This window comes from Caballeronia sp. BR00000012568055, from assembly GCF_029439455.1.
In the GTDB taxonomy this organism is placed as follows: domain Bacteria; phylum Pseudomonadota; class Gammaproteobacteria; order Burkholderiales; family Burkholderiaceae; genus Caballeronia.
On record NZ_JAQFVG010000271.1, the window covers coordinates 1 to 9,469 of the forward strand.

Genomic DNA, 9,469 nt, shown 5'->3' on the forward strand with positions numbered 1-9,469 from the left:
CAGGCCGGGCAGGCCTCCGTGGCGGCGGGCTATTGTTACCAAGCGAATCTATTAATCCACTTGCCGCCTCAAGAGGCAGTGCCTGGTTGAAAAAGCTGCTTTCTTTGGTGACTTTCTTTGCAGCAGCAAAGAAAGTTACCCCCCCGCCGGGGAGGCGGCTACTGAACGAAAACGCGAGATAAAAGCAGCAGCAAGCCAAGGAACCCATCATGTTAGAAGTAGAAAACCTAAACCAATACTACGGCGGCAGCCACATCCTAAGAGACGTGCGAATGACCGTCACCGAAGGCACGTTAACCGTCCTACTAGGCCGCAACGGCGTAGGCAAAACAACGCTCCTGAGATGCCTCATGGGCGTAGTCCCAACCAAAAGCGGCACGATAAGCTGGAAAGGCACAAAGATATCCCAACTGCCAACCCACACCCGCGTATCAAACGACCTAGCCTACGTCCCACAGGGAAGAGACATCTTCGGCCGCCTAACAGTAGAAGAAAACCTGCTAGTAGGCGCAGCAAGCCGCAAAGCCCCATCAAAAATCCCAGAAAGAATCTACGAACTATTCCCAGTCCTAAGCGACATGAAACACCGCCGAGGCGGCGACCTATCCGGCGGCCAGCAGCAACAGCTAGCAATCGGAAGAGCATTGATGAGCGAACCACAACTCCTGATCCTCGATGAACCGACAGAAGGCATCCAGCCATCCATCATCCGCGACATCGGACGCACGCTGCGTCAACTCGTCGATGAAATGGGCATGACGGTCCTGCTCGTCGAACAGTACTACGACTTCGCCCGCGAACTCGCGGACCACTACTGGGTCATGAGCCGCGGAGAAATCGTCGCGGGCGGCGCGGGATCGGAGATGGATGCGCATGGAGTGCGCGAACTGATCGCCGTATGATGGCGGCTCGCTCTCTATCGCAAGTGCCCTATGCTGCATGAATCCCACGCCACGCTCGCCGATCCCAACATCTGGCGCGGCTCGTTAGAACTCGGCTACGCGCATCAGCATGGCCGCACGGTTTGCGTCCATCGCAAGCACGAAGGGCCGTTGCGTTTGCAGCGCCCGCTCTATCCCGAAGGCGAGATCTGCCATTCGGTGATCGTGCATCCGCCGGGCGGCGTGGCAGGCGGCGATCGTCTGCATATCGATGTGCAATTGCAAGCGCACACGCACGCCGTCATCACCACGCCAGGCGCGACCAAGTGGTACAAGGCCAACGGCAAGCTCGCCACGCAGCGTATCGATATCGATCTCGGCGCGCATGCGAAGCTCGACTGGCTGCCGCAGAACAACATCGTGTTTGAATCGTCGAATATCGAGCTTGCGTTCAATGTGACGCTCGATGAAACCGCTACGTTCATCGGCTGGGACGCGATGCTGCTGGGCCGCGCCGCAGCGGGCGAACGCTGGACGCAAGGGCATATCAAGGCGGTCTCACGCATATCGAATCGCGAAGGAAAGGCAATCTGGTTCGAACGCAGCCTGCTCGATGCAACCGATCCGTTACGTAACGCCGCGCAAGGTCTCAACGGCTTCGCGGCCTACGGCACGCTATGGGCCATCGGCCCTGCCTGCGATGACGCACTCGCGGAATCTCTCACCGCACAACTGCCCTTCGACGAGTCGATCCGCGCCGCCGCATCGTGCGTCGCACCGGGCGTAATGATCGTGCGCGCCGTCAGCCGTTCGATGGAACCGCTGCAACGCGCTCTCACCGATTGCTGGATGCAGCTTCGACCGCTGATACACGGCGTGCAAGCGAAACCATTGCGCCTTTGGACCACGTAGTACACGCACCACGATAGCGCATTGCAACGCACATCAATCGTGCATTGGCTAAGAAACCAAAAACCAAACCCAAGCCACATAAGCACAAAGCATCGATGGCACGAGTCTCGCTTTAAGTCCTCGCTCTTTTCAGAAGCAACACCAAAGAACGAAGGATCATCGATGCCCACTCTGTTTTCTCACGCTCGTCGCGCCACACTCATCGCCCTTCTGTTCGCTTCGTTCGCAGCGCACGCGGATGGCCTCGATACCATCGCGAAGAACGGCACCTTGCGCGTTGCGGTGCCGGAAGACTATCCGCCGTTCGGCGCCGTCGGTGCCGATATGAAGCCGCAAGGCTACGACGTCGACATGGCCGCGCTGCTCGCCAGGTCGATGAACGTGAAGCTCGAACTCGTGCCTGTCAACAGCGCGAACCGCATTCCGTACCTGACCACCAACAAGGTCGATCTGGTGATTTCATCGCTCGGCAAAACGCCGGAACGCGAGAAGGTGCTCGACTTCTCCGCGCCGTACGCACCGTATTTCCAGGGCGTATTCGGTCCCGCCGATATCAAGGTCAGCGGCCCCGCCGATCTCACCGGCAAGACCGTTGGCGCAACACGCGGCGCGCTCGAAGAAATCGCGCTGTCGCAAATGGCGCCGAACGCGACCATCAAGCGCTTTGAGGATAACAATGCGACTATCTCGGCGTTTCTGTCGGGACAAGTGCAGTTGATCGCCGCGGGCAATATCGTCGCGGCTGCTATTCTGGCCAAGAACCCGCCGCGTCGTCCGGAAGCCAAGTTCATCATCAAGGACTCGCCGTGCTTCGTCGGCCTGAACAAGAACGAGCCGCGCCTGATGTCGAAGGTCAACGACACGATTGCGCAAGCCAAAAAAGACGGCACGCTCAACACGATGTCGAAGAAATGGTTCGGCCAGCCGCTGCCTGCAACGCTGTAACGAAGAAGGACCGCGTCTCCGATGGCCTATGAATTTCAGTTCGGCGATCTCACGCAATACGCCGGCATGTTCGCGAGCGGCGCGGCGACCACGCTCGCGCTGACGGCTGTATCGACTGCGCTCGGCGTGACGCTCGGCGTGCCCGGTGCGGCCGGTCGCGACAGCCAGAAGGCGTGGGTGCGCTCGCTCGTCGGCGGCTATGTCGAAGCGATCCGCAATACGCCGTTTATCGTTCAGTTGTTCTTCGTATTCTTCGGGCTGCCCGCGCTCGGCATTCATCTGAGCGAATACGTCGCGGCCATTCTTGCGATGACTTTGAATCTCGGCGCGTATTCGATCGAGATCATTCGCGCGGGCATTGCTGCCGTGCCGAAGGGGCATCACGAAGCGGCTGCATCGTTGGCGATGTCGCGTGGCGAGACGTTCCGGCATGTGGTCTTGCCGCAGGCGCTTGCCAAAGTGTTCCCGGCGTTGACGAGTCAGATCATCATTACGATGCTTGGCTCGGCGGTCGTATCGCAGATATCGGTGCCTGATTTGACATATGCCGCGAGCTACATTCAATCGCGCAACTTCCGCGCGTTCGAGACGTGCTTCTTTATCACCGCGTCGTATCTGGTGATGGCGCTTCTGCTGCGCGCAGTGTTGAACGCGGCGGGCAAGCGCTTTCTCGCCAATGGTCAAAATAACCGGAGCGCCGCGCGATGATCGAATTCACGCTCGCGCAGATCATCGAGAATCTGCTGCTCGCGGCGCGATGGACCGTGGTGTTGTCGATCGTATCGTTCGTGCTGGGCGGCGTGGTCGGCTTCGCGCTGCTGGTGATGCGCGTATCGAAATCGCAAGTTCTCCAAACAATCGTCAAAGGCTATATCCAGATTTTCCAAGGCACGCCTCTGCTGATGCAGTTGTTCCTCGTGTTCTTCGGCTTGCCCCTGCTCGGTATCGATGTATCGCCGTGGCTAGCGGCGACGGTCGGCCTCACGTTTTTCACCAGCGCCTATCTCGCGGAAATCTGGCGCGGCGCGGTCGAAGCGGTGGCAAAGGGCCAATGGGAAGCGTCGGCGAGTCTGGCGATGAACTACTTCGAGCAGCTACGCCATGTGATCCTGCCGCAAGCCATGCGTATCGCCGTGGGCCCGACCATCGGCTTCGCGGTGCAGGCGGTGAAGGACACCGCGCTCGTTTCCATCATCGGTTTCACCGAACTCACCAAAGCGGGCACGATGATTTCGAACGCTACGTTCAGGCCGTTTCTGGTCTACGGACTCGTCGCCATCATCTACTTCGTCCTGTGTTATCCGCTGACGCGTTATGCGCGCGTGCTCGAAAGGAAATGGAATGCCGCTCGTTGAAACCCGCAATCTCAAGAAACAGTTCGGCGCGAATCAGGTGCTCAAGGGCATCGACTTTTCGGTCGAGCGCGGACAGGTCGTGTCGATCATCGGGCGCAGCGGCTCGGGCAAAAGCACGCTGTTGCGCACGTTGAACGGGCTGGAAAGCATCGACGAAGGATCGATCGAAATCGACGGCGAACATCTCGATGCGCGCCATGCCGACTTGCGCGCGCTGCGTCTGAAAGTCGGCATGGTGTTTCAGCAATACAACCTGTTTCCGCATCTCACCGCCGGACAGAACGTGATGCTCGCGCAAACGGTCGTCAAGAAGATTCCCAAGGTCAAGGCGCGCGCGACGGCGCAATCCGTGCTCGAACGCGTCGGCTTGGGCGATAAGTTCGATGCCTATCCCGATCAGCTTTCGGGCGGCCAACAACAGCGCGTCGCGATAGCGCGTGCGCTGGCGATGAAGCCTAGCGTCCTGCTCTGCGATGAAATCACCTCGGCGCTCGATCCCGAACTCGTCGGCGAAGTGCTGGCCGTCGTAGAGAGCCTCGCACGCGATGGCATGACGCTCATCATGGTCACGCACGAGATGCGTTTTGCGCGCAAGGTCAGCGACAAGGTGGTGTTCATGCACCAGGGCCGCGTGTGGGAATCAGGCGCGCCGGAAGATATTTTCGAGCGGCCTGCGACCGTGGAACTGCAGCGTTTCGTGCAGTGAAACGTGCTGCTGTTTTCTTTCTGCTTATGAAGTAGCATTGACGCAAATCAAAAGCCACCACGCCCATGAAACTCACTCCACGAGAGAAGGACAAGCTCCTGATCTTCACGGCCGCGCTGTTGGCCGAACGTCGCCGCGCGCGCGGTCTGAAGCTGAATCATCCTGAAGCGGTCGCCTTCATTTCGGCCGCGCTGATGGAAGCCGCGCGCGATGGCAAGACCGTCGCGCAAGTCATGCACTACGGCACCACGCTGCTCACGCGCGACGATGTGATGGAAGGCGTGCCGGAGATGATCCCCGACATCCAGATCGAAGCCACCTTCCCCGACGGCACCAAGCTCGTCACCGTCCATCATCCGATCCCGTGAGGACAGCATGATTCCCGGCGAATATTTCATCGACGACGGCGAGCACGAGTTGAACGCGGGCCGCGAAACCGTCACCGTCGTGGTCGCGAACGAAGGCGACCGGCCCGTGCAGGTCGGCTCGCACTATCACTTCTACGAAGTCAACGCGGCGCTGAAGTTCGAGCGCGAGACCGCGCGCGGCTTTCGATTGAACATTGCGGCAGGCACCGCCGTGCGCTTCGAACCCGGTCAGGAACGCACCGTGGAACTCGTCGCGCTGGCAGGCGACCGTCACGTCTACGGCTTCAACGCGCTCGTCATGGGCCCGCTTTAAAAAGGACAGATATGACGCTACGCATCGGCCGCCGCGCTTATGCGGAAATGTTCGGCCCGACCACCGGCGACCGTGTGCGCCTCGCGGATACCGAACTCATCATCGAAGTCGAACGCGACTTCACCACCTACGGCGAAGAGGTGAAGTTCGGCGGCGGCAAGGTGATTCGCGATGGCATGGGCCAGTCGCAACGCCCCGCTGCCGATGTCGTCGATACCGTCGTGACCAACGCGCTGATCCTCGATCACTGGGGCATCGTGAAGGCGGATATCGGCATCAAGGGCGGGCGGATTTACGGCATCGGCAAGGCGGGGAATCCGGATATTCAGCCGGACGTGACGATTGCGATTGGCGCGGCCACGGAAGTAATCGCGGGCGAAGGGCTGATCGTGACGGCGGGCGGGATCGATACGCATATTCACTTCATCAGCCCGCAGCAGATCGACGAAGCGCTGGCAAGCGGCGTCACGACCATGCTTGGCGGCGGCACCGGTCCGGCCACCGGCACGAACGCGACGACGTGCACGCCGGGTCCGTGGCACCTCGAACGCATGCTGCAAGCCGCCGATGGCTGGCCGATGAATCTCGGCTTTCTCGGTAAGGGCAACACGAGTTTGCCGGAGCCGCTGACGGAGCAGATCAAGGCGGGCGCAATCGGCCTGAAGCTGCACGAAGACTGGGGCACGACGCCTGCGGCCATCGACAACTGCCTGAGCGTTGCCGACGATACGGACACGCAAGTCGCCATCCACACCGACACGCTGAACGAAGCGGGTTTTGTGGAAACGACCATCGCCGCGTTCAAGGGCCGCACGATCCACACGTATCACACCGAAGGCGCGGGCGGCGGCCATGCGCCGGACATCATCAAGGTGGCGGGCGAATCGAACGTGCTGCCCTCTTCCACCAATCCGACGCGCCCCTACACCATCAATACGCTCGACGAACATCTCGACATGCTGATGGTGTGCCATCACCTCGATCCGTCGATTGCGGAAGATATCGCGTTCGCGGAATCGCGGATTCGGCGCGAAACGATTGCAGCGGAAGATATCCTCCACGATCTCGGCGCGCTGTCGATGCTCTCGTCGGACTCACAAGCGATGGGCCGTGTCGGCGAAGTCATCATTCGCACCTGGCAGACCGCGCACAAGATGAAAGTGCAGCGCGGCGCGTTGAAGGAAGACACCACGCGCAACGACAACTTCCGCGCCAAACGTTACGTCGCCAAGTACACGATCAACCCGGCGATCACGCATGGCATCGCGCATGAAGTCGGGTCGATCGAACCGGGCAAGTGGGCCGATCTGGTGTTCTGGGAACCGGCGTTCTTCGGCGTGAAGCCTTCGTTGATCGTCAAGGGCGGGATGATCGCGCTGGCGCAGATGGGCGACCCGAACGCATCGATTCCGACGCCGCAGCCGGTGCATTACCGCGAGATGTTCGCCACGCGCGGCGGCGCGCTCGGCAAGACATCGCTCACCTTCGTCTCGCAAATGGCGATGGAAGCGCGTATCGCGGATCGCTATGGATTGTCGAAGCAAGTCGTCGCGGTGAAGAATTGCCGGTCGGTGAAAAAGTCCGACATGATCCACAATGCGTGGCAACCGTCCATCAACGTCGATCCGCAGACCTATCAGGTGATCGCTGACGGACAACTGCTCACCTGCGATCCCGCCACCGTGCTGCCGATGGCGCAACGCTATTTTCTGTTCTGAAGCCATGCGTACCATCGATAAACGTCTTACCGCGAAGCTCGCACCGGTTCTTGTCAAACGCGCGCCTACTCTGACGCTTGCATTCGATGCGCGTTGCAAGAGCCGTCTTGCCGCGACGCTCGACAATGGCGAGGAAGTCGCATTGGTGATGCCGCGTGGCACCGTCCTCGCGGATGGCGACATGCTCGTCGCAGACGATGGCGGGTTCGTGCGTATCGTCGCGGCGGCGGAGGATGTGCTGGTTGTGCGTGCGCCGAGCGTGCGTTTGCTGACGCGCGCTGCTTACCATTTGGGTAATCGGCATACGCCGGTGGAAGTCGGCGCGGAGTATCTGAAGCTCGAAGCCGATCCGGTGCTCGAGGACATGCTCAAGCGTTTGGGATGTCTCGTCGCGCACGAATCGCAGCCGTTCCAGCCGGAAACGGGTGCATATGGCGGCGGACATAAGCACGGGCATGACGAAACGTTCAGCGAAGACTATGCGCTGGCGCAGAAGGTGTTCCACGAACATCACGACCACGACCACGACCACGATCATTCGTCCTGCGGTCACGATCATCATCACCACGATCACGATCATGGACATGCGCATCGCTGAACTCACGGCGCTGCTGCATCTTGCCTCGCCTGCGCTGCCGATCGGCGCGTTCAGCTATTCGCAAGGACTGGAAGCGGCGATCGAGCACGGCCTGATTCACGATGGCGACAGCGCGCGCGTGTGGATCGAAAGTGGTCTGACGCATGTGCTCGCACGCGGGGAATTGCCGATGCTCGCGCATATGATCGAACACTGGCGCGCGCATGATGCAAATGCCATCGCCGCCTTGAACGATGACTACCTCGCCAGCCGCGAGTCCGCCGAACTGCGACGCGAAACCGAGCAAATGGGATGGTCGCTCGCGCAGCTTTGCGCATCGCTCGAATGGGGCGATGCGGCGCGGCGTATGACGTTGGCATCGCTTAAACCGATCGCACAGCCGACGGCTTTCGCCTTCGCCGCGTTCGCTCACGATGCCGCCGTCGATGCCACGCTCGCAGCCTATGCCTTCAGTTGGGTCGAGAATCAGGCTGCGGCTGCGTTGAAAGCCGTGCCGCTCGGACAACTTGCGGGCCAGCGAATCATCGTCGCCTTGCGCGCGCCGATCGATGATGCGGTTCAGCGCGCACTCGCCACATCGGCCGATGAAATCAATACGTTCGCACCGCATTTGGGCTTGCTGTCCGCGCGGCATGAATCGCAATACTCACGACTTTTCCGCTCCTGATACGCCCTATGAACGCTCCTGTTTATTCCGCCGCCGCGCGACGCACCAAGAAACTGCCACCGTTGCGCGTGGGTGTCGGCGGGCCGGTCGGCTCCGGCAAGACCACGCTGCTCGAAATGCTCTGCAAGGCGATGCGCGATAAGTACGACCTCGTCGCCATCACCAACGATATCTATACGAAGGAAGATCAGCGCCTGCTGACCGTGGCGGGCGCATTGCCGGCGGAACGCATCATGGGCGTGGAAACGGGCGGCTGTCCGCATACCGCCATCCGTGAGGATGCGTCGATCAACCTTGAGGCAGTGGACCGCATGGTGTCGAAGTTTCCGGATGCGGATATCGTGTTTATCGAATCGGGTGGGGATAATCTGGCGGCTACGTTCAGTCCCGAGCTGTCCGATTTGACGATCTATGTGATCGATGTGGCGGGTGGGGAAAAGATTCCGCGCAAGGGCGGACCGGGAATTACCAAGTCGGATTTGCTGGTCATCAACAAGACGGACCTTGCGCCTTATGTCGGCGCGAACCTCGACATCATGGCAAGCGATGCGAAAAAGATGCGCGGGGAAAGGCCGTTTGTGATGTGTAACCTCAAGGCGCTGGATGGGTTGGATGCGGTGATCGGGTTTATCGAAAAGAAAGGTTTGCTGCTGGCATAAGCTCGACGGCGAGCCTGTCAGATTTTCCGTGTGCCGAGGTCATGAGACGATAAGGGAAATACCGTTTTATGACCGAAGCAACTGTGACAAAAAAGCTCAAACCTCCGAAAGCACCGAAGCTGTTTTCCGATGAACTGATTGACCAATTGCTGGCGCAAGTCCAGGGCAAGGATGCCGAGTCGGTACTAGGCGAATCGGGGCTGGCCGGCCAGCTCAAGAAGCGCCTGGCCGAGCGTATGCTTGCCGCCGAGCTCAGCCACCATCTGGAAAGCGAGACCGAGCAGGGCAAGGCTGGCAACCACCGCAATGGCACCAGTCCCAAGACCGTGCTGACGCCCAACGGCGAG

General features: G+C 60.1%; 13 protein-coding genes and 1 pseudogene. All 14 read left to right on the forward strand.

The features are described 5' to 3' along the window. Positions 1 to 182: hypothetical protein (locus P7F28_RS16775; protein WP_277185651.1), on the forward strand; the 182-nt coding region annotated here is incomplete at its 5' end. Between the two features lie 27 nt (positions 183 to 209). Beyond that, positions 210 to 902, forward strand: coding sequence for an urea ABC transporter ATP-binding subunit UrtE (gene urtE, locus P7F28_RS16780; protein ID WP_277185652.1), 693 nt, complete (start codon positions 210 to 212; stop codon positions 900 to 902). Between the two features lie 30 nt (positions 903 to 932). Next, positions 933 to 1,793 (forward strand): urease accessory protein UreD, encoded by an 861-nt coding sequence (locus tag P7F28_RS16785; protein WP_277185653.1) that lies wholly within the window; start codon positions 933 to 935, stop codon positions 1,791 to 1,793. Between the two features lie 162 nt (positions 1,794 to 1,955). Then, positions 1,956 to 2,738, forward strand: coding sequence for a transporter substrate-binding domain-containing protein (locus P7F28_RS16790; protein ID WP_277185654.1), 783 nt, complete (start codon positions 1,956 to 1,958; stop codon positions 2,736 to 2,738). Positions 2,739 to 2,759: 21 nt separating this feature from the next. Beyond that, the gene (locus P7F28_RS16795) at positions 2,760 to 3,446 is read left to right on the forward strand and encodes an amino acid ABC transporter permease (protein ID WP_277185655.1); all 687 of its coding nucleotides are present in this window, start codon (positions 2,760 to 2,762) and stop codon (positions 3,444 to 3,446) included. Then, positions 3,443 to 4,093, forward strand: coding sequence for an amino acid ABC transporter permease (locus P7F28_RS16800; protein ID WP_277185656.1), 651 nt, complete (start codon positions 3,443 to 3,445; stop codon positions 4,091 to 4,093). Before P7F28_RS16795 ends, P7F28_RS16800 begins: the two co-directional genes overlap by 4 nt. After that, positions 4,080 to 4,799 (forward strand): amino acid ABC transporter ATP-binding protein, encoded by a 720-nt coding sequence (locus P7F28_RS16805; protein WP_277185657.1) that lies wholly within the window; start codon positions 4,080 to 4,082, stop codon positions 4,797 to 4,799. The genes P7F28_RS16800 and P7F28_RS16805 overlap by 14 nt, the downstream gene beginning before the upstream one ends. 65 nt (positions 4,800 to 4,864) lie before the next feature. Next, the gene (locus tag P7F28_RS16810; protein WP_277185658.1) at positions 4,865 to 5,167 is read left to right on the forward strand and encodes an urease subunit gamma; all 303 of its coding nucleotides are present in this window, start codon (positions 4,865 to 4,867) and stop codon (positions 5,165 to 5,167) included. 7 nt (positions 5,168 to 5,174) lie between these two features. Further along, positions 5,175 to 5,480 carry an urease subunit beta gene (locus tag P7F28_RS16815; RefSeq protein ID WP_277185659.1) on the forward strand — a complete coding sequence of 102 codons (306 nt, stop codon included), beginning with the start codon at positions 5,175 to 5,177 and terminating at the stop codon, positions 5,478 to 5,480. An 11-nt stretch (positions 5,481 to 5,491) separates the two neighbouring features. Further along, positions 5,492 to 7,198, forward strand: coding sequence for an urease subunit alpha (ureC, locus tag P7F28_RS16820; RefSeq protein ID WP_277185660.1), 1,707 nt, complete (start codon positions 5,492 to 5,494; stop codon positions 7,196 to 7,198). Positions 7,199 to 7,202: 4 nt separating this feature from the next. Beyond that, the gene (ureE, locus tag P7F28_RS16825) at positions 7,203 to 7,796 is read left to right on the forward strand and encodes an urease accessory protein UreE (protein WP_277185661.1); all 594 of its coding nucleotides are present in this window, start codon (positions 7,203 to 7,205) and stop codon (positions 7,794 to 7,796) included. Beyond that, entirely contained in the window at positions 7,783 to 8,463 is a 681-nt protein-coding gene (locus tag P7F28_RS16830; RefSeq protein ID WP_277185663.1) for an urease accessory protein UreF, read from the forward strand. Before ureE ends, P7F28_RS16830 begins: the two co-directional genes overlap by 14 nt. Before the next feature lie 8 nt (positions 8,464 to 8,471). Beyond that, entirely contained in the window at positions 8,472 to 9,122 is a 651-nt protein-coding gene (ureG, locus tag P7F28_RS16835) for an urease accessory protein UreG (RefSeq protein WP_277185662.1), read from the forward strand. Between the two features lie 68 nt (positions 9,123 to 9,190). Then, positions 9,191 to 9,469, forward strand: a pseudogene (locus P7F28_RS16840) (IS256 family transposase); the annotation flags it as partial.

Bases quoted from the DNA above. Each gene is read 5' to 3' on its own strand.
- urtE (WP_277185652.1), top strand. From the start codon at position 210: ATGTTAGAAGTAGAAAACCTAAACCAATACTACGGCGGCAGCCACATC.
- P7F28_RS16785 (WP_277185653.1), top strand. From the start codon at position 933: ATGCTGCATGAATCCCACGCCACGCTCGCCGATCCCAACATCTGGCGC.
- P7F28_RS16790 (WP_277185654.1), top strand. From the start codon at position 1,956: ATGCCCACTCTGTTTTCTCACGCTCGTCGCGCCACACTCATCGCCCTT.
- P7F28_RS16795 (WP_277185655.1), top strand. From the start codon at position 2,760: ATGGCCTATGAATTTCAGTTCGGCGATCTCACGCAATACGCCGGCATG.
- P7F28_RS16800 (WP_277185656.1), top strand. From the start codon at position 3,443: ATGATCGAATTCACGCTCGCGCAGATCATCGAGAATCTGCTGCTCGCG.
- P7F28_RS16805 (WP_277185657.1), top strand. From the start codon at position 4,080: ATGCCGCTCGTTGAAACCCGCAATCTCAAGAAACAGTTCGGCGCGAAT.
- P7F28_RS16810 (WP_277185658.1), top strand. From the start codon at position 4,865: ATGAAACTCACTCCACGAGAGAAGGACAAGCTCCTGATCTTCACGGCC.
- P7F28_RS16815 (WP_277185659.1), top strand. From the start codon at position 5,175: ATGATTCCCGGCGAATATTTCATCGACGACGGCGAGCACGAGTTGAAC.
- ureC (WP_277185660.1), top strand. From the start codon at position 5,492: ATGACGCTACGCATCGGCCGCCGCGCTTATGCGGAAATGTTCGGCCCG.
- ureE (WP_277185661.1), top strand. From the start codon at position 7,203: ATGCGTACCATCGATAAACGTCTTACCGCGAAGCTCGCACCGGTTCTT.
- P7F28_RS16830 (WP_277185663.1), top strand. From the start codon at position 7,783: ATGCGCATCGCTGAACTCACGGCGCTGCTGCATCTTGCCTCGCCTGCG.
- ureG (WP_277185662.1), top strand. From the start codon at position 8,472: ATGAACGCTCCTGTTTATTCCGCCGCCGCGCGACGCACCAAGAAACTG.